This is a genomic window from Paenibacillus sp. ACRRX (assembly GCF_022346885.1).
Classification (GTDB): Bacteria; Bacillota; Bacilli; order Paenibacillales; family Paenibacillaceae; genus Paenibacillus_B.
The window spans coordinates 67,726-94,549 of record NZ_JAKRNK010000008.1 but is presented as its reverse complement, the minus strand read 5'-3'; the positions used below and the strand labels follow the sequence as shown (position 1 = coordinate 94,549).

The window sequence follows — 26,824 nt, the reverse complement described above, 5'->3', positions numbered from 1 at the left end:
GGAGGAATGAACGGTGATTATCGGCGTAACAGGCCATGTCGGCAGCGGCAAGACGTCCTTTATGCTCCGTTACGCGTCGTCATTTGGCCGTGAAGGCCTCTTTGTTGTGGCTGGCCTGAATGATATTCCTGCAATGGAGGGGACAGATTCATTCAGGTGGAAAGTAATTGATGTACTAGGAGCAAAAGGCAAACTTTTACCTGCTGTACTGGATCGTATTAACTGTGAGGCCAACATATTTAGGGCAGATCGGCGTGTACTAGTCGTGGACAGCATCGCAGGATATTTTGCAGCGTGCCATCATGAATTGCTCGCAGATAGCCTGATCACAGTTGAAATGTACAGACATGGGCTTGAAGAGTATCGTAAGCAGTTGGAGCGAGCGCTCTTTTCATATCAAGGCAACATATTTATTATTAGTGCAGAGCCTGCTGAACTGACACCATTTATGAGTACTAACGAGCGTGTATATCACGAACAGTTGGGGGCATTTAATAGGTCAGTTGGGTTAAAGTGTCATCAGTGGTTTGTGATGACAGCAGGTATGGCAGTTGATGTAAAGGCAATACAATTTCGTGGACTATGAACACGGCTAACAGGAGGCGTTTTTGCAGATGAACCTATATACGAGAACAGGCGATGAAGGCATGACATCGTTAAAAGGTGGACGTGTGCCTAAAGATCACTTGCGCGTAGAGGCCTATGGACAGTTGGACGAGTTGAATGCGTTTGTCGGTTCTGCAATCGCATGCTGTTCAGAGGGTAGTTATGACTTGCTGCGTGAGCAGCTTTTGGAAATTCAGCACGAGTTGTTTGATTGCGGTTCGGATCTGGCTTTTGCGGAGGACAAACAGGGCAAGGCTGTATATAAAGTAACTGCGGACATGGTTGCGCGCTTGGAACAATGGATCGATGAGCATGAGCAGGTGAATCCGCCCTTGCAGCGTTTTATACTGCCTGGTGGTAGCCCGGCTGCAGCAGCATTGCATGTATGCCGTACGGTGTGCCGACGTGCAGAGCGGCATATCGTGAAGCTGGCACATGAGGAGTCCATCCATGATCAAGCTCAGCATTATGTGAATCGACTATCAGATTATTTCTTTGCAGTGGCAAGAAGAGCAAATGTAATTGCTTTAGTTAACGATGTTGAATACACACGCAGTGCTAACGTATTTGGTCGTAAAGTGAAGGAACAGCATGACTGATAACATAGCATCTTCGATCCAAATGGAGCCTTCGATCAGCAGCAATATAAGCGGCGAGCAGCCGATATGGGAAGCGGCAGAGCTTATTTATACGGTTAAAGAAGATGAAGCAGGCATCTTGCTTCGTACGGTACTGTTGTCACGGCTGCATATGTCGAGGCGGCTTATTACCCGCTTAAAGAAGCTGGAGCATGCCATTACGGTTAATGACGCGCGGACATACAGTCACAAGCCGCTAGAGCCAGGCGACATCGTACGTATTCGTATTGCAGAACCACAGCTGGACACGATTGAACCGGAGCCGATTCCGATTGAGGTTATATTCGAAGACGATGATATTTTAGTTGTGCATAAGCCAGCAGGCATCGTCGTACACCCGACGAAGGGATATTCATCAGGTACGCTGGCGAATGGGGTCGTCCATTATTGGAGGAGTCGAGGAGAGCATACCCGTTTTCGTCCTGTCCATCGCCTGGACCAGGAAACTTCAGGTGTGCTTGTCGTTGCCAAGCATGCATTTGCCCATCAACAGCTGTCCGAACAAATGAAAAGAAATCAAATGGTTAAGCGATACATCGCTTTTACTGAAGGTGTTCCTCAACCAGCACGGGGCACGGTGAATGCACCTATCGATCGAGACGCTGATGAACCGCATATGAGAATAGTTACGCCAACAGGGTATGATTCCATTACCCATTATGCTGTAGTTAATGCCTATGGTGGAATAGCCGCCAAGGTCGAATGCGAGCTAGAGACAGGTCGAACGCATCAGATAAGGGTACATATGCAGCATCTGGGCTGCCCGCTTATCGGTGATAAATTTTATAATCCGGACTCAATTTTGTCGATCCCTATGACAAGACATGCGCTGCACGCGACTTATTTGTCCTTTGATCATCCGATGTCAGGAGAGCGTGTTGTCTTTACTGCACCGCTGCCTGCTGAACTCGCGCAGTTGGAGGTTACTTTGAACAAACGAAAGGAGGCCTATACAGAATGAAAGTAACGGTGTATCAATATGCTAAATGCGGTACATGTCGCAACGCTGTGAAATGGCTGCAAGCAAAAAATATTGAAGTAGAGCTGATCCCGGTCTTTGAGGAGCCGCCAACGGCAGAGCAGCTCCGTAAGCTAATTGCGGACAGTGGATTGGAGCTGAAGAAGTGGTTTAATACTTCCGGCGAGGTGTACAAAGCGTTGTCACTCAAGGACAAGCTGCCTTCTATGTCGGAACAGGAGCAGATCGAACTGCTAGCGTCTAATGGACGCTTGATCAAGCGCCCTGTTGTTACCGATGGTGAACGTGTGACGGTAGGATTCCGTGAAGACATGTATGAGCAGGTTTGGGGAGCTCCTGTCTTGTAATTTAAGCCCATGCAAAAACATCCTTTTTATCTGAACAGGCAGGTTAGGTGCCAGAGATCAGAAAAAAGGATGTTTTTTGTGTTTTACAGCCCAGTGTGGTTGTACGAATTAAATGGAACAGATTTAAGATCCTCGATAATTAAGGGGCACTTCATCTTACATCATGCTTGTTTTTTTAAAAGGTGTTTTGATTTGCTTATATTAGGGTGTCAGTCTCCATCATACTCGGGTCTTTATTTGTGTAATGAGATTACAATAATGGGCTACTGACCTTAAATTACGCTATAATGGACATGTAAAATCTTATAAAAAAAGGAAGAGCAAATAAATCGGCCGGGTTCAGTACTAGGGGTTGATGATATTGCAGAGTTCTGAATCCTTCTCTGACCATATCGAATTCTTGACAGTCCCCTGTGAGAGCTATCTTACCTGTGGGATTACCGGACGGAGGAAGAAGATCTAGTGACCTTGCTAGGAGGTATCATGCTAAAGCTGAAATATGACTTATTGAATTTTCATCTTTATTTCTATTTCAAGAAGATACTAGAAGCAACGTCAATCTACAATCGGATACCAATCTGCATATTCACTTTTGAAGATAAGTCTCGATTTTATATTAAAAGAGAGAAACCATTAAGTAAGTTAATTCATGGTTTAGTTTCAAATCATTTTGTACAATGCTACTCACTAGTATGCTGCGAGAGTAAGCGAATATTGTACGAATATCAAGTCTTTAAAGAACCGGATCCATACTCTTCTCCTTATCACAACGTGTAAATGTAGTGTTTTAAAATAAGGAGGGTCAATATGGATAAAGTTAATAATAGTCTTTACAACAGGCTTAATGTGACATTCAATAAGATAAAACTAAAATCGTATGAAGAAAAATTGTTACAAGTAAAATCAATCTCGTTAAGCGATCAAACGGATGCTCAAATACTCAGAGTTTCTCAGGAACTTAAGAAGAACGTCCAAAACGGAATATTTCTTGAGAACTTACTTGTAGAAGCAGCCGCTCTCGTTAATGAGGCGGCTTTTAGAACAATTGGTTATAGACTATACGATAAACAGCTAGTGGCCGGAATGTCTCTTTATGAAGGTAACATGGTAGAAATGCAAACCGGCGAGGGAAAAACACTATCAGCTGTATTACCTGTATACTTAAATGCTCTAGCCGGTAAAGGTGCTCATGTCTTTACCTTCAATGATTATCTGGCACGTCGAGATATGGAATGGATGGGACTCATCTATCGTTATTTGGGACTTACAGTCAGCTGTATTCAGGAAAGACAAACGGTGCTTGAACGTAAAGAAGCCTATGCTGCTGATGTCACGTACGTGACAGCGAAACAAGCATGCTTCGATTACTTAAAAGATTCATTGGTATATGATAGCAATAATCGAGTGCAACGCCCCCTGCAGTTCGTATTAGTGGACGAAGCGGATTCAATATTAATTGACGAAGCGAGAATACCACTTGTTGTAGCTGGGGATTTGGGAGATTCCAATCGAGATTTCAGCCACATGCTGGACATTGTCAAGCAACTCATGCTTGGCCGAGACTATGACACGGACGATAACAAACGTAATGTATATTTGTCAGAAGAGGGTGCAGAGAAAGTAGAAGGGTTACTGGGGTGCGGAAATTTATATGAAATAGAAAACAGTGATATTTTAACTGAATTAAATTGTATGCTACATGCAGAAACATTATTGAATAAAGACATTCATTATATTGTTCGTGATGGGAAAGTGCAGCTTATCGATGAATTTACAGGTCGGATTGCGGATAAAAGACATTGGCCCGACGGTTTGCAAGCTGCTGTAGAAGTAAAGGAAGGCTTATTGGTCCAATCTGCGGGAAAAATATTGGGGTCAATGACCCTCCAGCATTTTATGAGTTTATACAATAATATATGCGGTATGACAGCAACAGCTCAGTCATCGACTGAGGAGTTTAAAGATACTTATAATTTGGATGTTGTAGTTATCCCGCCTAACAAAGCACGTCAACGAATTGATTATTCTCCTCTCATTTACACAAATCAGCAATCAAAATGGAAAGCTATTGTAAATGAAATTATGTCCATCCATCATACAGGTCGTCCTATTCTTGTAGGTACAGCAAGCGTAGATGAATCTAATCAGCTAGCAGAGGAACTGAACGGTAAAGGTGTCACTTGTCATGTTTTGAATGCCCAGCATGACCAACAAGAAGCGGAGATCATTGCAAAAGCAGGAGAATTAAGTGCAGTAACAGTTTCAACAAACATGGCGGGACGCGGTGTGGATATTATACTTGGAGGAGGAGAACCAGAAGCGTACCAAAAGGTTGCAGCACTTGGCGGATTGTATGTCATAGGTACAAATTTGCATGAAAGTGTGCGCATAGATAAACAATTAAGGGGAAGAGCAGGTAGACAAGGGGATCCAGGTTGTTCAAAATTTATTATAAGTTTAGAGGATGACCTACTTGTCAAGTTTGGGTTACAGGCAGTACTGCCTGAAGAGTATCGGAATTGGCAGAAGGATATTCCGTTAGAGGGAACCAAAATACAAAAAATTATACAACATATCCAATATGTCATTGAAGGACAAAACTATGAAATAAAGAAAATGCTCAATAAATATTCTGATATAATTGAACAACAACGAAAAATTCTCTTTAACACAAGAAATGAGGTCCTATTGAACCAAATTCAGCCTAATATTCTAGTTGAAAGAGAATTTGAATTTTATCAGAACCTGTGTAATGAATTTGGACAAGATAAAATCCAAGAAACAGAGAAATACGTATTTCTGGTTCAACTCGATCATAATTGGGCAGATTACCTTGATTATGTTTCCTATATTAAAGAAAGTATTCATCTGGAAAGTATCGGTAATGAAAATCCATTGGACGTTTACAATCGTCAAATAATCCAAGCATTTGAACGGATTGACGAGAAAATCCAATCGGATGTCGTAAACGTCTTTTTAAACATGGATCTTTCTGAAGGAGCGATTGATCTGGATATGGAAGAGATGAGAATACCTTCTGCTACTTGGACGTATATCATCAATGATAATTTTTTTCAAAATAGAGTAAGTCTTATCTAACTTAAATCCGGTGAGGGCTAGAGGAACAGCCTTCACCGGATTTTTTTGTAAGATAGTTTAGTGTGAATCACAACCACATCAACTATAAATGGAAGTATCTGGTCAAATAACGAAGGCCGTATCCAGGGCAAGTGACCGTCAAAAACTCGGATGTATACCCGAAGAGCAGTACAGTTAGGCGGTAATCTTCCAACCGCTCATTTTGTTCTGTAGTGTCCACAACTTAGCGTAAAGTCCATCTTGCTGTAGAAGTTCATCATGACGTCCTTGTTCTACCACCTTACCTCGATCAAGGACAATGATGGAATCAGCACGTACCACCGTTTTCAGTCGATGAGCGATCATGATGACAGTACGTCCTTTAACTAGGCGGGCAATTGCTTTTTGCATCTCCACCTCATTTTCTGGATCAAGCGAAGAAGTGGCTTCATCCAGCAAAATAACAGGTGCGTCTTTCAGAATCGCACGCGCGATAGAAATACGCTGCTTTTCCCCTCCCGAAAGGGTAGAACCGCCTTCGCCCACCATCGTGTCATACCCCTGCGGCAGCTTCATAATAAAATCATGGCAGCATGCTTCCTTTGCTGCCGCTTCGATCTCGGCTTGTGTTGCATCTTCCTTGCCGTAACGGATATTGCTGCGGATCGTATCTTGGAACAGGTATACATCCTGAAATACCATAGAGATCTTTTTGATCAGCTTTTCTGGATCTATTTCACGTTCATCACTGCCGCCTATCAGCACCTTGCCTTGCAGCGGGTCATAGAACCTTGCGATCAAGCGCAGCATCGTGCTTTTTCCACTACCCGAAGGACCGACGATTGCGGTCAGCGTACCTTCTTTCATCTCAGCGGACACTTGATCCAACACGATGCTCTTGTCATAACCGAACGTTACATTTTCAAAGCGGATGTCATGATGGCTTGGTGCTGGGTTGTCTCCTGTCATCACTTGCTGTTGAAGCAGGTTCACGATGCGTTCACCTGCCATAGCGTCATATTTAAACGCCGGCAAGCGCATGATCGCGACGGTGAGCGGGTCAAACACATGGGTGCCCACTAACAGAAACACACCAAATAAGGGAACATTCAGCTCCCCACCTAGTATGAGGTAGGCACCTACAATTGTAATTAAAGCCATTCCAGTTTGGATAAATGCCATGGCTACTAAAAAGAAAGGTCCAAGCGCACCCTCCAGCTTGATGCTTTCTTTCATGTAATGATAAAAAGATTGCTCTAATCTTTTAAAGTTCTCGCCGCGTAGATTGTATGCTTTAATTATTTTCATGCCAAATAAATATTCCTGCAGACAGTTTGCTTGCACAATTTTAGCTTTTGAATGGCTGTTGCCAAGTTTGCGCTCTAGACGGGATACAGCAGAGAGAATGAGCAGCGAAATCGGGAAGCCTGCTATCATGGCCACAGACATGCGCCAATCAATAAATAACAGTCCGACAAATCCAAGTATCGGAATAATAATGCCACTTACAAGCTGGGGTAACGTATTCGTTGCTGCATTCTCGATCTGGGTGAAGTCATTCATCATGGTATGCCCAAGCTCGCCAGGGTCTTTGCGCATCAAGAAACCAATCGGCAGCTTGCGTATGTGCTCGGCCAAATTCGTGCGCCCCTCTGCAGAGGCTTCGTAGGCACCGCGATAAATGGAACGATAGGAGATCCGTTCACATACAAACAATAGGATAAAGCAAACAGCCATTCCACCCCATGCAAGCCACAAATGCTGCATATTAAGCGTTGTCTGCTTCTCGGCGTAATAGACATAGATCGTTCCGACAACGAATGCCATGCAGCCAAACGGAAGCATATGGATCAGACTGGACAATATGGACCACAAGATTGGTTTGATCATCTTCTCTGGATGTCCGGCCGTAATATTACGCAATTTGCTCAGCATTACACAAGCGCCTCCTTTTCCTGTACGAGATTGATCTGCCAGTCTACGGAAGACGTATAAGCATCCCACATTTTCTTGTATAACCCCCCGTGGGACAACAGCTCTGAATGAGTGCCTGCATCGTTAAGGGTACCTTCCTTGAGCACGAGAATCTGATTCGCTTCACAGATCGTCGTGAGACGATGGGCAATAATTAGCACGGTTTTGCCTTTAATCAGTTCTCGCAGCGCGAGCTGCATGTGATACTCATTTTCCGGATCGGCATAAGCAGTAGCCTCGTCCAGTACCAGGATGGGTGAATTTTTTAGAATGGCTCTGGCAACAGATACACGCTGCTCCTCGCCGCCCGATAAATAGACTCCGCCTTCTCCAATAGGAGTATCGTAGCCATGAGGCAGATGGTTAATAAATTCATGGCACTGTGCTGCTCTTGCCGCAGCAAACACCTCTTCATCAGTTGCAGTTGGTCTACCAGCCAGAATGTTGTTATATAACGTATCTGAAAAGAGGAACGTGTCTTGAAATACGAAAGACATCGTGTCCATCAGATCGCTCATACCCATGTCGCGGATATCAATACCACCAATTTTGATACTGCCTTTCTGCACATCCCAGAATCTAGGGATAAGCTGGGCAATCGTAGATTTGCCAGAGCCGGAAGGGCCAACCAAAGCGGTAATTTCCCCTTGGGACGCTGTAAAGGAAATACTCTTTAACACTTCGGCGCCCTGTTTACCGCCATAGGAAAAGGAGACATTATGAAACTGGACCTCGTAGGAGGAAGGTTTCTGACTAGAAGCGGGTTCATCCAATGTTCTTTCATCCAGCATCTCATCGATGCGCTTTACTCCCTCTGAAATCATGTTGAGGGCAGACGCAAAGCTGTTCAGCTTAAAAATGGGTGCAGTAATACCAGGTGTCAGCACAAGGAAAAATAACAAAGTGACTGCAAAGGCCATGTTGTTTGGCTCGCCGCTCAAGAAAAATAAACCGATAGGTAAAATAAAAGTGGATAATGAAAGGATAATTGTCTTAAACGTAACGTAGCCCGTCTGGAAATTGTCGACAAATTTCAAGCTGAAATCCCGATACTGGATCATATCCTCATAAAACCTGCGGAACGAATGGACGGTTTGCCCGAAAATTTTGATAGAGGGCATACCACGTACATATTGTATAGAAGAGGTGTTAATATTTTCAAGCGCGTCGAAATATTCCTTCAAACCCTCCTTTGCTTTGCTGCCAGCCATCATAGAGAATTGTGATATAAATCCAATGATCATTGGAATGACGCAGGCGAGTGCAAACCAAGTATCCAAGTAAAACATCGTCACAATCATGACGATGATCATAACAGCCGTATTGATGAGATCAGGCAGTTGGTGAGCAATAAATAGTTCTATTCTTTCAACGTCCAGCTCAACTATTTTTTTGATTTTGCCAGTGGCATTTTTATTCAGGTAGCCTAAAGGCAGTCTGCCAATGTGCTCTGCGAGCTTTATCCGGATGCCATATAGGATACGAAACGCCGCAATGTGCGAGCACATTCCTCCTACATACATAAAGAAGTATCCCGCTGCCACGCCAACACCTCCCCATATGGCCCATGTAATCACATATGAACCATCCACAGACAAGATGGATGAGGCGTGCGCTAACAGCTCAGCCATCACGTAATATACCGATAAATAGGGTAACAGCATTAAAAATACACTGACTGTAGACAGTATTCCCGACCATATAAGGAGCGCTTTTTTCTCACCGGCAAGCTCCAATAGCCGTGAGATGCCCTTTTTTTTCAAAGTTTCTCACTCCTTTTTTTGTTTGCTCAACTCAATGACTTGGTCGCATGCCAGCTCTGCTAGAATAAGGTCATGCGTAATCATAATGACGGTTTTCCCAGCCTCCGCAAGCTGCCTCGCCCATAGGGCTACTTTGAGGACACCGTCGCCATCCAGTCCGCTCGTCGGCTCGTCTAACACGATCAGCTCCGCATCTGAGCAATAAGCAGCTGCCATTGTGACACGCTGCTTTTCACCGCCAGATAGTGAGGCCGGGTGTCTTTCCTGCAGCTGACGCAGGCCAAAGGCGTCCAGCGCGGCGTAGGCTCTCTCTCTCAGTTGTTCGTTCATCTGTCTGCCGAGCATGATTTCATTGCCTACACTGTCGGCGTAGAGTTGATAATCCGCATCCTGCATGACCAAATAGCTAGAAGCGCGGCGTTGGTTTGTGGATAACGGAATTCCTCTGCTCAGTACAGTTCCACCACGTTGGCGGAGCAGGCCACACAGTATTTTGCAGAGCGTCGTTTTGCCCGCTCCATTTTCACCCGTGAGTGCGGTAACGCTACCTTTAGGCAGCGTTATGTTCAAGTTATATATGCCGTCGCCATTCCGTCTGTAATGAAAAGCAAGTTTGCGTGCCTCTAATGCAGGCTCTACAGCAGCAGCTGTTTCGGCGTGCGCAGAAGTTATTGCTGTGCTCATATCCGGGTGTCGCAAACCATATGATCTTATGTCTGAATAAGTAAGTTGTAAAAATACATCTTTGGTCCATGAATCCGAGATCCTGCCCTCTTCCATATAGACAAATGTATCAGCAACAGGGATTAGCGCATGGAGCCGATGCTCACTGATGACAAGAGTAGTGCCGGCCTGCTTGAGCTTAATCAGGGCGTCGAGCAGTGCCTGCGTGGCGTTATGATCAAGATTTGCTGTCGGTTCATCCAGGATAAGCAGGGGTGGGGACAGCACAGAAGCAGCAGTTATGGCGACAAGCTGTTTCTGTCCACTGGACAGCTGATTTAAAGAACGGTCAAGTAAATGAGAAATACCAAGCTCTGCAGCCTGCTTGTTTATTCGTATCATAATCTCATGTGGCGCAATGCCAAGATTCTCAGCAGAAAAGGCCAGCTCATCACGCACATTATCCATAAAAAATTGGCTGCGTGGGTCCTGAAATACAACACCCATCAGCCTTGTACGCGCTTCGGGCAGCAGGTCGGAGGGGCTTTGGCCGCTGACTCTAATAGTGCCGCTGAGACTTCCGCTAAAAAAGCTTGGCGCAAGACCGTTCACTAGTCGGAGTATCGTACTTTTGCCGCAGCCTGAACGCCCGCATAATACTAGGCACTGGCCTGGTTTTACGGAGAAGCTAATATGCTCTACGCCGCGCTCGCCTTTGGACATTTGATCTTCATGGCCATACCGAAAGGAGACATTATCGAATTGAATCATGTACCGAAGCCTCCCACCCAATAAATGCTGGCTCCGAGCAAGACATATATGCCGACTGTCAGTCCGTCAGCCACTTTTATCCCTACAGGATGAATAGAAGTCCTCATGCAGCCACTCTCGATGCCCCGAAGCTCCGCAGAAGAAGCCAGTTCCGCTGACAGCTTCAGACAACGGACGATAAGTGGCATAAAAAAGCATTCATAGGCTATAGCTGGCTGTGCTGCAGCACTGTACCAGCGAGGAAAGATGCCTCTTGCCCGAATACCGTCTCGTATAGCGCGAATTTCAATTTGCAGGACAGGGAAGAAACGAAGTAATATGCACAGCATAACGAGTACAGCGTTTGGCACCCGCATTTTGGCGTAAGCACACATAAGTGCGCTTGGAGACATCGAGATCAGGGTGACCCCAATCATCGCCATCGGCATCAATTTTACAAAGGTATACACAATAATAACAAAAGTTCCCAAATTATAGGTTATAAGCACGTAATATACTACCTTCAATGTGATATAGATCAAGCCATACTGAAGGGCTTTACGAGGCAGGTGATTAAAGAGCATATATACAAGACAAAGTGAAGCTAAGAGATCAGTTTGAACAGGCTGGCTAACTAGGACGGACAGAAGGCTCGCACATAAGAGTACGAGGAGATGAGTTCTGGCATCTAGAGATTTCATACCAGTTTGGCCTTTTTAACGTGCTTATGCAGCAGTCGATTTCCGAGCGCACAGCCGACAACAGCGCCCACAAGCGAAAATGCAGACATGAGGATGACCATAGAAGGTGTCCCGTAATAATACAAGTTTTGCGCAACCTGTTCTGGAGACATGCTTTGGCTGAGTGTAGCTTCATATTGCTCTTTAAAAAACAGGATCGGCATTACACCGCAGAAGGAAAAGCCAACATTATAAATACTGTAGCCTATCGCATTGCGAACAGGATTACGATAGGTATGAGTGCCCCACATGGCAAGCTCGCCTAGCACGCCTACGATGGCAAGGGTAAGTAAGAAATAGGCATAACCGAATGCGATGAAGTATACGCCTGTTATTAATGACGTAAAGAACAATATGCCTCGCCTGTCAATTTTATTAGACATAACCATGTAAATGGGGCCATTCACCAGAGCAATTAACCCTGTACCTGCAATGTACGATCCCGCTGGAGTCAGAAGTATGGAAGTAAACATAAAACCAATCGTAAAAATAAGAATCATGACAACATTAAATATAGCAAGAGTAATAAAATCTCTCATTTTCCAGCTGTTTCTCAGGACAACGGTCTCGGTTTGCATGGACAATGCCTCCTGATTAGCTTGCGGAATCTGCATCAAGCTAATATATTATATAGTTAGTCAGCATCATATAGTCCGCTGGCTCTTAAGGTCAACAGAATTGGAACTTATTCGTCCGTTAGGGGCATAATTTCGTCTGATCGTGGCATAAGGTGGTGAATGAAATGAACGACATCATGGCTGAAATGCATACGCCTTGTTTGTTGGGGAGCGGATTTTATCCCGATTATTGTAATGAGCAATGCTGTCGTGAAGGAGCCTGTTTTACCGTTGTGCCTGAAAAAGGAGACGGGTACTATTGGACATACTGCCAGAATAATTTGTTTTCCATCTCTATCCAAAATTTTGTTTTTTACGAGGATTTGTATTTTGAATATAAGCAGCCCGAATATTTGAGTGTAAACTATTACGATTCTGTATCGGGTGAGGAACTAAACCCATGCAAACCATTAACGAGTAACTGTATCAAAGGCCATATTGGCTGTAATAACTTGTATCAGGCAATCTATCATAAGAATATACCCGTGTGCTCAACGGGAATCATCATTATGCCGGAATATTACGAAACTTATCTGCATGCTAAATATCCCGGTGATTATGAAGACCCACGAGCTGCTTTTATTGGCGTGGATGGCTTGACTGATTTTCCAGAACTGGTCTTTCTGCTGAGACAGATTCGTAATTTCCGCGGAACAGGTATCTCTGCCAAGTTGTACTATGAGGGCAAAGTAGCGGAGGCGGTCTCGCTCATTTTAGAGAAGACTTCACAGCACAAGTGCTGGTGCCCCATAAGGAATTTATCTGCACAGGATCAGGAGAGCCTTCTCTCCGTGGCGACCTACATAGATAATCATTTCTCCTTTGATCTTCGTTTGGAGCAGCTGGCCCGAATTGCTTGTATGGGTACAACAAAGCTTAAATATATGTTTAAAGTAGTCCATAAACGCACGATAACCGAATATATCCAAAGTAAGCGTATGTGCCAAGCTGAGTGTTTACTAACGAGCACAGACCTTAATATTAATCAGATTGCTAAAATTGTAGGTTATACCAACTCGAGCCGCTTCTCTGAGTTGTTCCGTAAAAATACAGGCATGCTTCCTAACGAATACCGCAAGTTGGCCATATCCAATACTGGAGCTGGGCGGTCTGATCAGGGTAGCCATGTACTAGGTTAGTCTTTAAAGTGAATGAATAGGCACCTTTAGGACCACACATATCATGTGGGGGAAAGGTGTCTTTTTTATGGGCTTATACCTGTTGCAGAAACTGTCAGGTTGATAAATAAACTTGGAGAAATCGTGACATGGCTCATGTTTACAAAAAATAAATTGATATTTATGCTAATAATATTTTGACAATGATAATCATTATCATTATTATGTTGTTAGAAAGGAGCAGTTTACAGCTGAATGCGGCCTATTACATCCTGACACTTAAAGTATGCCTAACAATCGAGCTCCAGTGATAGTGGTGGCGGCCAAATTAGCAGTACTAACTTACTTACAGCGTGTATTTCAAAAAGGGGAGGAGCATGGATGCAATCTGCAACAAAAATGAATTCGTGGCTGCTTAATTATCCAAAAGCAGGAGATCAAATTCGCCTGTTCTGCTTGCCATATGCAGGTGGAGGTGCTTCTGTCTACAGGGGATGGCAGGAGGCTTTTCCCGCCGAGGTGGGCGTATATCCGCTTCAACTTCCAGGCAGAGAGAATCGGATATCGGAACAACCGATATGCAGCATGCAGGAGTTGGTGTATGCGCTTGCAGAGGTGGTTATTCCGCATCTGGACCGGCCGTTTATGTTGTTTGGTCACAGCCTGGGTGCGCGTATTGCCTTTGAATTGGCACGCCATCTTCGCAGGGTAGGGGAGAGACAGCCTAGCCGATTGATCGTGTCTGGCAGCAGAGCTCCGCACATACCGGAACCAAAGCCTGTCCATCATCTCCCGGATGATGCTTTTATTAGAGAACTGCGCCGCTTAGCGGGCACACCCGAAACGATATTAGAGAGCAGGGAACTGATCAATTTGTTCCTCCCTATGCTGCGTGCGGACTTCACAGTGGATGAAACTTATAGCTGTGTAGAAGATAAGCCGCTTTCTTGTCCGATTACTGCATTTGGCGGGACTAAGGATACAGAGGCTGCCCAAGAAGAGATTGAAGCGTGGCAGTTTCACACTACAGGGAATGTCAGCCTGGAGATGATCGACGGGGATCATTTTTTTGTCCAAACAAGAAGGGATATTCTGCTGCCGGCTGTCTCAACAGTACTTCGTCAGTACGTCTCTCAGCTTGTTGATCTTCCACAACAGTAAAGATACATCAATTTCTATCAATTATTCCTATCAAAGCCGCTATTCCTTGCGGAGGAATCCTCATACAGCGAATGCTTCATACTGGGCTTAAGACAACAAAGGTTCCATCTGCATTTATTTAGGAGGAGGATAGTATGAACGCATATAAGGAAAGTATGGACCAGACCGGATTAACATACGAACAACTTGGCTACTGGGAGCCGCGTACGCTTGGGCAGCAATTACGAGCATGGGCAGAACGTTATCAAAGTCGAATCGCAGTTGTTGAGGAGAATGTCAGTCTTACTTATCGCGATCTGGATCACAAAGTGGATGAACTTGCTTCTGGTTTTGTCCATCTAGGCATCAAGAAGGGCGATAATGTAGTCGTACAGCTGCCAAACCGGATATCATTTATGCTCACCTGCTTTGCTTTGTTCCGTGTCGGTGCGCTGCCGATTATGGCATTACCTGCGCATAGGGAGTCGGAACTGGACGGCATCTTTATCCTCGCCAAACCAGTAGCTTATATTATTCCAACAACATATCTTGGCTTCGACTATACCCAAATGGCAGATAAACTAGCGCAGAAGCATCCGTCTATCAAGTTTATCGTAACAGATGGCATAAGTCAGAACGGCGTTAATCTTGCCGATATCAGCATGCCCTCAATAGAATTGGAATCGCCTTCATATCGAGATACTGCACTGCTGCTCTTATCTGGAGGAACAACTGGAACCCCTAAACTTATCCCAAGAACTCATACTGATTATATATATAATGCAAAAGCAGCTGCTGAACGAAGCGGCCTGAATGCGGATAGTGTTTATCTTGCCGTACTGCCAATCGCACATAATTTCCCGCTTTGCTGTCCTGGTATTTTAGGTACATTGTCTGTTGGCGGCAAAGTAGTTATGTGTCAAACCACAAGCTGCGAGGAAGCCTTTCCGCTGATCGCCAAAGAAAGAGTAACCATTACTGCGCTTGTCCCGGCGATTGTTCAACTGTGGCTGGAGGTGCTGGAATGGGATCGTTCAAGCGATATTTCCAGCCTCAAAGTGCTGCAAGTCGGCGGTTCGATGCTGGACCCAACAGTTGCTAACCGGATTATGACAGAGATGACGTGCAAGCTGCAGCAAGTGTTTGGGATGGCAGAAGGTCTTATTTGCTGTACGTCGCTGACAGATTCTGACGCTATTATCCAAAGCTGTCAAGGTCGTCCGTTGTCCGCACATGACGAGATACGGATTGTAGATGAGAACGGGGAGCCAGTGGCAGACGGAGCATACGGCGAGCTGCTAGTGAGGGGACCGTATACCATTAGTGGTTACTATAGGGCACCTGAGCAGAACCGCAGCGATTTTACGGCTGATGGGTACTATCGCTCCGGCGACAAAGCGAGAATTACACCAGAAGGCAACATTCAGATTGGTGGACGAATCAAAGAACAGATCAATCGGGCTGGCGAAAAAATTATGTCATCCGAAGTCGAGTCCTATTTGCGGCTGCATCCGGCGATTAAAGACGCTGCTGTGATCACACTGCCTGATCCCCACCTTGGTGAGAAAAGCTGTGCTTATTTAATGACTGACAATGAGGACCTTGGTCTTGTGGATATTTATACATTTCTAAACGAGATGGGAGTTGCACGTTATAAAATGCCAGATCAGATCAAACTTATCCATGCCTGGCCGCTGACAAGCGTAGGCAAGGTCGATAAACGTAAATTAACAGCAATGGCAGCAGCGTCTGAGCATCAAGCAGAGCCAGCCAAAGGATCTTACTTTGAACAAACGATTCCATTTACGGGTGATGCTCATCTAGTGGCTGCGCAGATGACGGAGCAAGGGCTGTATGAGAACTATCTGTTATATGAAAATGGGGAAGAGTTGGCGCTAGGGATGGGTGTTTACGCCTTTTTATCCGTTGATGTGGAACATACGACTTTGCGAACAGGCGACCATACGCGGCGCTGGGACAACGGAGACTTAAGCGAAACGATAAACAACGCATTATCAACTATCCCACTGCATGATTGGCGTGCTTATGGAACAGCTAATTTCGGTTTGTGTCGTCACAATCATGACCTGCCATTGCTAGCGGAAGATCCCTGTTTACTAAAACTGTTTATTCCCCAAGTGGAGCTGCGATTTACACCAGGTTCAATTCTGATAAGGTCCTTACAGATTGAACGGCTGGATGAACTTGGGCGATTAGTGAAGGGACTGTCTAATTATGTGTCGGTTGTGGAGTCGTACGATGCCATTTCAGGCAGTCTCACGCAACGAGCAAATCAGTCCAAGCTTGATGTTCCAGAAGTATATACGTATGAAGCGGAAAATTATATGGCTCAAGTGCAGGATGCTGTCGCAGAAATACGAACGCGACAATACGAAAAAGTAATACTATCCCGAAAAATACCGCTGCAGCAGGAGCTTGATATGGCTGCCAGCTACATAGCCGGAAGAAGGGTGAATTCTCCTGCAAGATCTTTCTTGCTTAGTATAGACGGCTTGCAGGCAGCTGGTTTTAGCCCGGAGACGGTCGTTGAAGTTGACAGTGAAGGCTGGGTCAGCACCTTCCCGCTTGCCGGCACTCGTTCAAGCGGAGGAAGCTTGGAAGAGGAACTTAAGCTGAAGGAAGAGTTGCTGTTGGATCCGAAGGAAATCGCAGAGCATGCGGTGTCCGTCAAGCTGGCATTCGAAGAACTGATCCGAGTTTGTGAGCCGGAGACCATTACGATGAATCAATTTATGTCCGTTGTCAATCGGGGGACCGTGCAGCATATTGCTTCACGTTTAAAAGGCAAGCTTAACGCTGACTGCAACTCGTGGCATGCTTTTCAGACGCTGTTCCCTGCTGTAACGGCTTCAGGTATTCCGAAGCGAGCGTCTATTGAAGCGATCGGCAGATTGGAGGCAAGTCCGCGAAATCTGTACAGTGGTTCTGTGATGACTGTTGATAGTAATGGCGCGATGGACGCTGCGCTTGTGCTGCGGACGATATACCAGCAAGGACAGCAGGCGTGGCTCCATGCTGGCGCAGGTGTAGTCAAGCTGTCTGTTCCGGCGCGGGAACTGGAAGAAACGTGTGAGAAACTAAGCAGCTTTTCACGACAATTAGTGGTGTCCAGTCGTGAAAGAGCATTTCAGGTTTAAAAATATAGGCAGTACGAGCGAAAGGAGTGATCGAGTACATGGTCCATGGATCAAACAGCAACTCGGATGTCATGTTGTTGTCCCCGCTGAGTTATGAAGAGGTTCGGTCGCAGATTAAGAGCATGCTGCCAGCACCAATCGAATTTGAAGATCATCAGAACTTGATTGAGCTTGGTCTCGATTCTTTGCAAATGATGAGGCTGGTTAACAAGTGGCGCCGGGACGGTGCCGCCGTTACATTTGCAGAGTTGATTGTCTCGCCCCGTCTTAGTGACTGGTGGTCCTTGCTAGATCAAAGCGGGATAGACAAGCAAAGAGAAGATGAACGCATACAGGGACAGGTCCAAGTTGAGGATACGGGGGAGCCTTTTGCGCTTACGGATGTCCAATCGGCCTACTGGTTCGGACGTCAGGATGACCAGCCACTTGGTGGGATTGGCTGCCATGCTTACTTGGAACTAGACGGTGTTGGAGTTGAGCCTGCTCGTTTGGAAACGGCTTGGAGCAAATTGCTTATGCATCATCCGATGCTGCGTGCCAGATTTCTGAGTGATGGTCGACAGGATGTGATGGATACGCCATATGATCAAGTATTGCCTGTACATGACCTAAGCCTGCACGCGGAAGAAGAGCTTATACAGGAACTAGACCTTATACGTGAGCGGCTGTCACATCGTCGTCTGGATGTTGATCTGGGGCAAGTTGCAGGTCTAGAATTAAGCTTGCTGCCGAATCAGCGGACACGGCTTCATCTGGATGTCGATTTACTGGTCGCGGATGTACAAAGCTTGCACATTTTGCTGCGGGATCTGGCAGACGTCTACGCGCACGGGTGCACACCTGCAGCGCCTGCTGATTGGAGCTTTGCCACTTATCTTGTAAAAGAAGCTGGGCGCAGAAGCGTAGATCTGGAGCAAGCCACTTCCTATTGGAAAGAGCGATTGTTAACGCTGCCTGCTGCTCCTGGCTTGCCGCTCAGAGTGAAGGCCGATACGATAAAAAAGCCGTTATTTAATAGAAGAAATAGGGTTGTTGCCAATACGGAATGGTTGTTGTTGCAGCAGCGGGCGGCAGCTTATCATGTGACGCCTGCGATGGTGCTGCTTGCCGCTTATGCGGAAGTGCTCGACCGATGGAGCGCGCATTCGAAGTTCCTAATTAATATTCCATTGTTTGCCCGTCAGACCGGGGAAGTTGGCCTTGAGGATGTTGTTGCTGACTTTACGAATTTGCTGCTGCTTGAAGTGAATTGCAGCTCGCGCGTATCCTTCTTACAGCGAGTACGTGATGTACAGGCGCAATTTCATCAGGATGTAGCTCATGCGGCATACTCTGGGGTACAGCTTCAGCGTGATTTGGCACGTGTCCATCGGGGCGAGCGTGATTTTGCGCCAGTTGTATTCGCATGTAATCTAGGAACTCCATTTATGAATGAAGAATGCCAACATACGTTAGGCCAGCTCTCGTATATGATTTCTCAAACGCCGCAAGTATGGCTCGATTTTCAAACCTATGAAATAAATGACGGCTTGTTGCTGGCTTGGGACGCTGTCGACGAATTGTTTCCCGAAGGTCTGATCGATCAAATGTTTAACGCTTTTTCTGAACTAATCGATTGGCTCGTAGTGGGAGATAACAATTGGGAAATGGAACCCGAGATACATCCTGCTGCTCTTACATCTAGAACGAACAATAAACTTGTTCCCTCACATACACGTCTTACTCCATGTATTCACACTTCATTTTTTGATATTGCCCAAGTTAATCCGCAGGCAACTGCCCTTATAGACAGCGGGACAAACACAACTTGGTCTTACCGTGATCTGGCTGACTATGCTTTACGTGTCGCAGCACTGCTGCAGAGGCATGGGATAAGAGAGGGAGAGCCTGTTGCAATTACGTTGCCAAGGGGCATGCTGCAAGTCGCTGCAGTACTTGGCGTATTGGCAATCGGTGCATGTTATGTGCCGATAAGTACTGGACAGCCATCTGTTCGTCGCCAGCGCATTCATAAAAAGGCCGCCATTTGTTACGTACTTACTAACCTTGAATTTGCAAATACGTTAGATTGGCCTGACGGTACCGTAGGCATAGCTATTGACGATGCAGCACACGTAGATCCCTTAATTAGACCTGTTCCAGTTTCTTCTGAGCAATTGGCTTATATTATTTTTACCTCGGGTTCCACAGGAGAACCTAAAGGGGTGGAAATCACACACAAGGCAGCGTGGAACACGATCGCAGACATTAATCACCGTTATGCGGTGAATCACAAGGATTGTATTTTAGCAGTATCTTCACTTGAGTTTGATCTTTCTGTTTATGACCTATTTGGCTTATTGAGCGCAGGTGGGGCATTAGTACTGATTACGGAAAATACTCGTCGTGATGCTGTCTATTGGTTAGAACTAATGAACAAGCATCAGATTACGATCTGGAATTCCGTTCCGGTACTGCTTGACATGCTGCTCGTTGCAGCGGATCACGAGCGGCAGCAACTGCAGAATCTACGTCTCGCGATGCTGTCGGGTGATTGGATCGGACTAGACCTCCCATCAAGGTTGAATAGCACAGCCAAGCAATGCCATCTGGTTGCGATGGGAGGAGCGACCGAGGCAGCTATCTGGTCCAATGCCTTTGATGTTGCACTTCCGCTGCCTGCTGAATGGACATCTATTCCTTATGGTCGTCCATTAACGAATCAGACATACCGAGTCGTGGATGACAAGGGGAGGGATTGTCCAGACTGGGTACCCGGGGAACTGTGGATTGGCGGTGATGGTGTTGCGCAAGGCTATCGCGGAGACGAGGAACTGACAGCACAACGATTCGTCAGCTGGCATGGTTCGCGTTGGTATCGGACAGGTGACCTCGGGCGATATTGGATAGACGGCAACCTTGAATTCTTGGGGCGGATGGATTTCCAGGTGAAGATTAGAGGTCATCGTATAGAGCTGGGCGAGATCGAGGCCGCATTAAAACAGTATCCAGGTGTAAGGGATGCGGTCGTAACAGCAGCCGGTGATCCGCGTGGAACGAAGCATCTGATCGGTTACGTGGTGACTGATCCAGAGAAAGAATCGTCCTGCTATGAGCAGGAACACGCGGATTTCGAAGAAGCAGCTGTGCGCTGGGCAGCAATGACTGATGCAGGGCGTCTTCAGGCGCGTCAGCTTCAAGCCTGGCCGGAGGGGACTCATTTGCAGTATGTACCTGCATGGTGGGCGTGGATGGAGCGTGTAAGCGTCAGCTTCATGTGCCGCGTACTAGCGCAGGCAGGTGCCTTAGTACAGCAAGGGGAGCGTTATACGCTGAATACCATTATGCAGCAATGCGGCATTAAGCCCCGATATGAGAAGCTGATCGGACAATGGCTTGATACGCTGCAGCAAGAGCATTTTTTGACCAAAGATGAAACTGGTAGTTTCGTTAACTTGAAAACACTGCACTCCGTGTCAGAGTTGACCGAACCTTTCATAGATCCTGCTTTTCTTGATCATGATGCACCACCTGCATGGGGCTCACAAACGCAGGGATTACTGCGCTATTTGCAACTATTGGACCCCTATATCGTGGATCTGCTGACAGGTAAGCTGGACCCGCTAGCGTTATATTTTTCCGACGAACACGAACTGTCCCCGGCTATTCTGCTGAATACTATTCCTGGGACTGACTACTGTAATGGATTGATACGCCATATGTTGGACGATGTCGTGCATAACACGCTCCAAGGGAAAGAAATTCGAATATTGGAAATAGGGACTCGCAACGAAGTTCTGACTGAATCTTTATTGTCCTTATTATCGCGAGACAAGTGCGTGTACACATGCGCTGATTCATCCACTTTGTTTATCAATCGTGCCAAGCATAAGTTTAGTGCGTATCCTTTTGTTCAGTATGAGCTCTTGGATATAGATCAGCATCCTGGCACACAAGGTTATGAACTACATGGTTATGACGTCATCATCACTTCAAATGCCCTGCATCGTGCACGTAACATTCATACGTCACTAACACATATACAGGATCTGCTGGCTCCTGGCGGCCTATTAATCATCGCGGAGATGACACGTAATAGCAAATTGCAGCACATCAGCACGGCATTTCTTGAAGCAGGAGGTTCTTCTTATGAAGATGGACGACGTGCCGAGCCGCTGCTAGCTGTGGAGACCTGGCAGCATCTGCTGCAGTCGAGAACATTTGTAGAGGTAGAAGTATTTCCTCGACCAGATGATGCTGCGGCTGTATTCGCTCAGCATGTGTTTGTTGCACAGGCGCCGCATATCGTCACCCGTTTCCAGCCGGAGAAACTGTCACATTATTTGAATCAGAAGCTGCCTGATTATATGGTTCCAGCTGCTTTTATTCCATTACAGGAGCTTCCGCTTACTGCAAACGGTAAAGTAGATCGGCAAGCATTGCCGGCTTCAGATCATTTGCTTAAGGACAAGTCTGACATTCGTTATCAAGCCCCGCAGACAGAAGTTGAACAGCTTCTTACAGCGATTTGGTGTGAGTTGTTTGACAAGGATCAGGTCGGTATAAATGACAACTACTTCACTTTGGGTGGAGATTCGTTAGTGGCTACCAAGCTAATCGGGATCATTCGCACTCGATTTGAGGTGGATTTGTCACTGGGCAGCATATTTGAACGTCCATCAATAGCTGGGCTGGCAGAGCATATTCAGAAGCTGCTGGATAAGAAGACGGAAAGTGTAAAGCCTCTTGCAAGCTTGCCGCTCATCACAGCTGACATCGCGCAGCAGCATATGCCGTTTCCGCTAACCGATATTCAACAAGCTTACTGGGTAGGAAGAAGCGGGATTTATGCTTTAGGCAACGTTTCAACCCACTGTTACTTTGAAATTGAAGGGACAGATCTAGAACTTGAACGTATCGAAAGAGCCTGGCAGCGTTTGATTGAACAGCACGGCATGATGAGAACTGTAATACTTCCAGGTGGACAGCATCAGCAAATACTGCCACAAGTGGCTGTCTATTCGATCTTCCTTAACGACTTGCGTGGACAATCTGTGACAGAGGTTGAGACTGCGCTGCAGCACATTCGGAATGAAATGTCTCATCAGGTGTTGTCTACTGATCAATGGCCGCTATTTGACGTGAGAGCGACTTGTTACGGTAAACAACAGGTAAGGCTGCATATCAGCTTTGATAATCTAATCTTTGACGGCTGGAGTATGTTTCATCTTCTGAGTGAATGGAACAGACTTTATCATGAGCCGGCTGCGCCGCTGCCTGTGCTCGAACTATCATTCCGTGATTACGTGTTAGCGCAGGAACAGCTAAAACAATCCGATGTTTATCTACGGGACGAAGCCTATTGGCTGGACCGCCTGCCTGATTTGCCACCTGCCCCGGAGCTGCCGCTGGCTCTGCATCCAGATCAAATGACGGAGCAGCGCTTCTGCCGCCAAGATGCACGGCTTAGCCGTAACAGCTGGCAGCAGCTTAAGACACGGTCGGCAGATGCAGGTCTAACCCCCTCCGGGTTGCTCCTGACTGCCTATGCAGAAGTACTAAGCGTATGGAGCAAGCGTCCCCAGTTCACGATTAATCTCACGCAATTTAATCGTCTGCCATTACATCCGCAGGTGCAGGAAATTGTAGGAGATTTTACTTCGCTGACACTGCTGGCAGTTGATCAATCCCAGGGGAACACCTTTATGGCACGCGGGCGAAACTTGCAGCATCAGTTGTGGCAGGATCTTGACCATCCTCATGTCGGCGGTGTGCAAGTACAGCGTGAATTGGCGCGAATGAACGGAGAGCATCAAGGTGTATCGATGCCTGTTGTGTTTACGAGTGCGCTTGGCGTCGACCAATGGAGCGGAGACGACTCTGGTGGAAAGTGGCTCGGCAAGCTAGTGTACAACATTACACAAACACCGCAAGTATGGCTGGATCACCAAGTGGTTGAACAAGACGGTGAGCTGCTCTTGATATGGGATGCAGTCGAGGGACTTTTCCCGGAAGGGCTGCTAGAGGATATGTTTGCAGCTTATTGCTGTTTGCTGCAGCGTCTTGCGGATGAAGATGCTGTGTGGTGGGAACAAGGAACGAGTCTGATCCCAGTTCCTCACCTCAACTCCAGAATAGCAGCCAATGATACAGAATCTACTGTTCCAACGGAGACACTAACCCAATTATTTGACCAGCAGGCAGCCCTTAACTTCCAACATCCGGCGGTAATTGCACCAGATCGCACATTGACCTACGAAGATTTGTATCGTTATTCGAATGAAATAGGCTCGCGGTTACGGGGTCAGGGCGCAAAGCCAAATACGTTGGTTGCTGTTGTCATGGATAAAGGATGGGAGCAAATTCCAGCAGTACTCGGCATATTAAAATCTGGGGCTGCTTATCTCCCTGTAGATCCAGACCATCCTGAGGAGCGGCAATGGCAGCTGCTTCGTGATGGAGAGGTGCGCATCGTTCTTACCCAATCGTGGCTGAAACAAAAATTAAATTGGCCTGACGATGTAGACTGCTGGTGTGTAGATCAGATGAATTTAAGTGCAGACGCTCTCCATTCACTGGAGCTTGTTGTACAGCCGCTAGATCTGGCGTATGTCATTTATACCTCTGGTTCGACTGGCTCACCCAAGGGGGTAATGATTGACCATCTTGGTGCTGTCAACACGATTATGGATATAAACAAACGGTTTCATGTGGGACCGCAGGATAGAGTGTTGGCGCTTTCTAACTTGAATTTTGATCTTTCTGTGTACGATATATTTGGTATTTTGGCTGCAGGTGCGTCGATTGTTATGCCTGAGGCAGCTAAGGCAAAGGAACCTGCCCATTGGCTGGAGTTGTTGAAACAACAAGAAGTAACGATATGGAATACAGTGCCGGCCTTTATGCAGATGATGGTTGAATATGGAAGTGGAAGAAATGCCGTCATGTCATCCTCCTTGCGGTTGGTGTTATTAAGTGGCGACTGGATACCGTTGGATTTGCCTGACAAAATCAAGGCTCATGTCCAAGAGATAGAAGTTATTGGCCTTGGAGGAGCAACAGAAGCATCTATTTGGTCCAACATATTCCCGATTCAAGAAGTAGATTCAACGTGGAAAAGCATCCCCTATGGCCGCCCGATGTTGAACCAGCGCTATCACGTGCTTAACGAAAGGCTGGAGGACTGCCCCATTTGGGTTGCAGGTCAGCTATATATCGGTGGAATCGGTTTGGCACGAGGCTATTGGAACGATGAGGTCAGAACAAATGAGCGATTTATCTATCATCCTCGCACAGGTGAACGGCTATATGGTACGGGAGATCTGGGACGTTATTTACCAAACGGAAATATTGAGTTTATAGGGCGCGAAGACAGTCAAGTGAAAATTCGGGGACACCGGATTGAATTAGGTGAAATAGAAGCTGCGATGAAGCGTCATGACGGGATCAAAGATGCCATTGTACTCGTCGCTGGCGAGTCGAACCAAGATAAGCACTTGGTCGGGTATGTGGTGCCAAGTGCTGAGCAAACTTCCGAAATCATGGTAACCGAGCACACGGATGTTGAAGTTTGTACATCACGATGGCAGAACATTGTGCTTACAGGCGAGCGGGAAGCCGCACATATTCCCGATTCTGTTAACGTTGAGGCAGTTGCGACATTTATGGATGAGGCGGACCGATTAAGTTTGGCTTACATTTGCCGCACGTTGTATCAATTCGGTGTGTTTAGACATGCAGGAGAACGATACACCCTTGATGAACTGGCAGCTAAATGCCAGATTCAATCTCGTTATCGGACATTACTGCTGCATTGGCTGCAAGCATTGGTTGAAGAGGGGCTGCTCGAGTTTGCAGATATCGGCATATATAAGAATGAACAAGCTTTACATGAGGGATTGGCGGAACTGTCAGCTGACGGAGTGTTAAAGCTGCCGTTGTTGTCACCAGATGCAAGGAGATTTGCTGAATTGCTCGAACGTGACAGCTTGTCATATAAGGGGCTGCTAGTAGGCGACATTGATCCGCTTGAACTATTCCTGCAGAAAGATACTTTCTTGACACCGGATAACTTGCGTCAATTTCATCTAGCCCATGATTATGACTTGAAGCTTGCTCGTGAGGTATTTAGTACGATTGTAAACAGTTATCCTCCGGATCATGAGGTTCGAGTTCTGGAAATTGGAACACGGGCGGGCAGTCTGACAGGCACGCTTGTATCTTGCATGCCGGAAGGTAGAGGGCATTATCTCTATGTGGATGAGTCCACGTACTTCATTGACAATGCCAAGCGGACATGGGGCGAGTCAACTGCACTCGAGTTCAGTCTATATGACATGAACCATTCGCCTCTCCAGCAAGGTTATGAGCTTCATCGTATGGATGTGATTGTCGCTGATAACACACTTCACCGGTCACGCAATTTGAATGCAACCCTAAAACATTTACAGACACTGCTGGCACCGGGCGGTCATCTCTTTTTAATGGAGGCAACTCATAATCGCCGTATCATGCTAACGACTGTTGGCTTTTTTGAGGATGGATTTAACCAGATCGAAGATGAACGAAGAGAATGTCATTTGCCTTTACTGAAAGCAGAGAACTGGCTAGAGATGTTAACACAGCATAACTATGTCAGCAAAGCTGCATTCCCGGCAAGCAATCAGGCTGCAGCCCAACTAGGACGGAGCTTAATTGTTGCACAGGCTCCTGACAAGGTGGCGGTATTCCAGCCTGCCAAGCTGTCCAATGCGATGCGGCGTAAGCTGCCTGATTATATGGTACCTGCTTCATATGTATTATTGGACGAACTGCCGCTGTCAGCAAACGGAAAGGTTGACCGCAAAGCTCTAGCTGCCCTAAGTTGTGTGCAGTTGAGCCAGCTTCATACCTCACATGTGCCGCCTTCTAGCGATATGCAGCAGAAAATCGCCTTTATATGGGAGGAAATATTTAATTGCAAGCAAGTAGGCATCGATGATAGTTTCTTTGCCCTTGGAGGTGACTCACTTCGTGCCATTCAATGTATTAACTTGCTTAAGGAGCGGCATCAGATCGATTTGACGTTACATGATCTGTTTGAGGCACCTAACGTTCGGATGCTGGCGGAGTTTCTAGAGACAAATGAGTCTAGTGCGGATCAGTGCCAGCAGGAGTATGTAGAGGGAACGATATAAAGCTGGAAATGAACAGTAACTACTAGTCACAGCAGCTAGATATAAAAAATCAGAAATCCTCCTCGCCTTCAATGAGACAGGCAAATGAAACACAGAAG

General features: G+C 46.3%; 14 protein-coding genes. 9 read left to right on the top strand and 5 right to left on the bottom strand.

Features of this window, described 5'->3' with window-relative positions:
- Nucleotides 1-13: 13 nt before the first annotated feature.
- The 5 genes from MH117_RS20795 to secA2 all read left to right on the top strand — a co-directional run bounded on the left by MH117_RS20795 (nt 14) and on the right by secA2 (nt 5,669).
- Nucleotides 14-586 (top strand): adenosylcobinamide-phosphate guanylyltransferase, encoded by a 573-nt coding sequence (locus MH117_RS20795; protein ID WP_239332053.1) that lies wholly within the window; start codon nt 14-16, stop codon nt 584-586.
- A gap of 28 nt (nt 587-614) precedes the next feature.
- The gene (locus MH117_RS20790; protein WP_239332051.1) at nt 615-1,205 is read left to right on the top strand and encodes a cob(I)yrinic acid a,c-diamide adenosyltransferase; all 591 of its coding nucleotides are present in this window, start codon (nt 615-617) and stop codon (nt 1,203-1,205) included.
- The gene (locus MH117_RS20785; protein ID WP_239332049.1) at nt 1,198-2,205 is read left to right on the top strand and encodes an RluA family pseudouridine synthase; all 1,008 of its coding nucleotides are present in this window, start codon (nt 1,198-1,200) and stop codon (nt 2,203-2,205) included. Before MH117_RS20790 ends, MH117_RS20785 begins: the two co-directional genes overlap by 8 nt.
- Nucleotides 2,202-2,570 (top strand): arsenate reductase family protein, encoded by a 369-nt coding sequence (locus MH117_RS20780; protein WP_239332047.1) that lies wholly within the window; start codon nt 2,202-2,204, stop codon nt 2,568-2,570. Before MH117_RS20785 ends, MH117_RS20780 begins: the two co-directional genes overlap by 4 nt.
- 807 nt (nt 2,571-3,377) lie before the next feature.
- On the top strand, nt 3,378-5,669 hold the full coding sequence (secA2, locus tag MH117_RS20775; RefSeq protein WP_239332045.1) for an accessory Sec system translocase SecA2: 2,292 nt from the start codon (nt 3,378-3,380) through the stop codon (nt 5,667-5,669).
- A gap of 174 nt (nt 5,670-5,843) precedes the next feature.
- On the opposite strand, the gene MH117_RS20770 is transcribed toward secA2, so the two are convergent.
- From MH117_RS20770 to MH117_RS20750, 5 genes are all read right to left on the bottom strand, one after another.
- Nucleotides 5,844-7,583 (bottom strand): ABC transporter ATP-binding protein, encoded by a 1,740-nt coding sequence (locus MH117_RS20770; protein ID WP_239332043.1) that lies wholly within the window; start codon nt 7,581-7,583, stop codon nt 5,844-5,846.
- A complete protein-coding gene (locus MH117_RS20765; protein WP_481857290.1) occupies nt 7,583-9,286 on the bottom strand; it encodes an ABC transporter ATP-binding protein in 1,704 nt (567 codons plus the stop codon). The genes MH117_RS20770 and MH117_RS20765 overlap by 1 nt, the downstream gene beginning before the upstream one ends.
- A 105-nt stretch (nt 9,287-9,391) precedes the next feature.
- Nucleotides 9,392-10,819 carry an ABC transporter ATP-binding protein gene (locus tag MH117_RS20760; RefSeq protein ID WP_239332039.1) on the bottom strand — a complete coding sequence of 476 codons (1,428 nt, stop codon included), beginning with the start codon at nt 10,817-10,819 and terminating at the stop codon, nt 9,392-9,394.
- Nucleotides 10,816-11,499 carry an energy-coupling factor transporter transmembrane component T family protein gene (locus MH117_RS20755; RefSeq protein WP_239332037.1) on the bottom strand — a complete coding sequence of 228 codons (684 nt, stop codon included), beginning with the start codon at nt 11,497-11,499 and terminating at the stop codon, nt 10,816-10,818. Before MH117_RS20755 ends, MH117_RS20760 begins: the two co-directional genes overlap by 4 nt.
- Nucleotides 11,496-12,116 (bottom strand): MptD family putative ECF transporter S component, encoded by a 621-nt coding sequence (locus tag MH117_RS20750; protein ID WP_239332035.1) that lies wholly within the window; start codon nt 12,114-12,116, stop codon nt 11,496-11,498. Before MH117_RS20750 ends, MH117_RS20755 begins: the two co-directional genes overlap by 4 nt.
- Before the next feature lie 164 nt (nt 12,117-12,280).
- On the opposite strand from MH117_RS20750, the gene MH117_RS20745 reads away from it, so the two are divergent.
- From MH117_RS20745 to MH117_RS20730, 4 genes are all read left to right on the top strand, one after another.
- A complete protein-coding gene (locus tag MH117_RS20745) occupies nt 12,281-13,294 on the top strand; it encodes a helix-turn-helix domain-containing protein (RefSeq protein WP_239332033.1) in 1,014 nt (337 codons plus the stop codon).
- 360 nt (nt 13,295-13,654) lie between these two features.
- Nucleotides 13,655-14,434, top strand: coding sequence for a thioesterase II family protein (locus MH117_RS20740; protein WP_239332031.1), 780 nt, complete (start codon nt 13,655-13,657; stop codon nt 14,432-14,434).
- 134 nt (nt 14,435-14,568) lie between these two features.
- A complete protein-coding gene (locus tag MH117_RS20735; protein ID WP_239332029.1) occupies nt 14,569-17,571 on the top strand; it encodes a salicylate synthase in 3,003 nt (1,000 codons plus the stop codon).
- 38 nt (nt 17,572-17,609) lie between these two features.
- Nucleotides 17,610-26,726, top strand: coding sequence for a non-ribosomal peptide synthetase (locus MH117_RS20730; protein WP_239332027.1), 9,117 nt, complete (start codon nt 17,610-17,612; stop codon nt 26,724-26,726).
- The last annotated feature ends 98 nt before the right edge of the window (nt 26,727-26,824 follow it).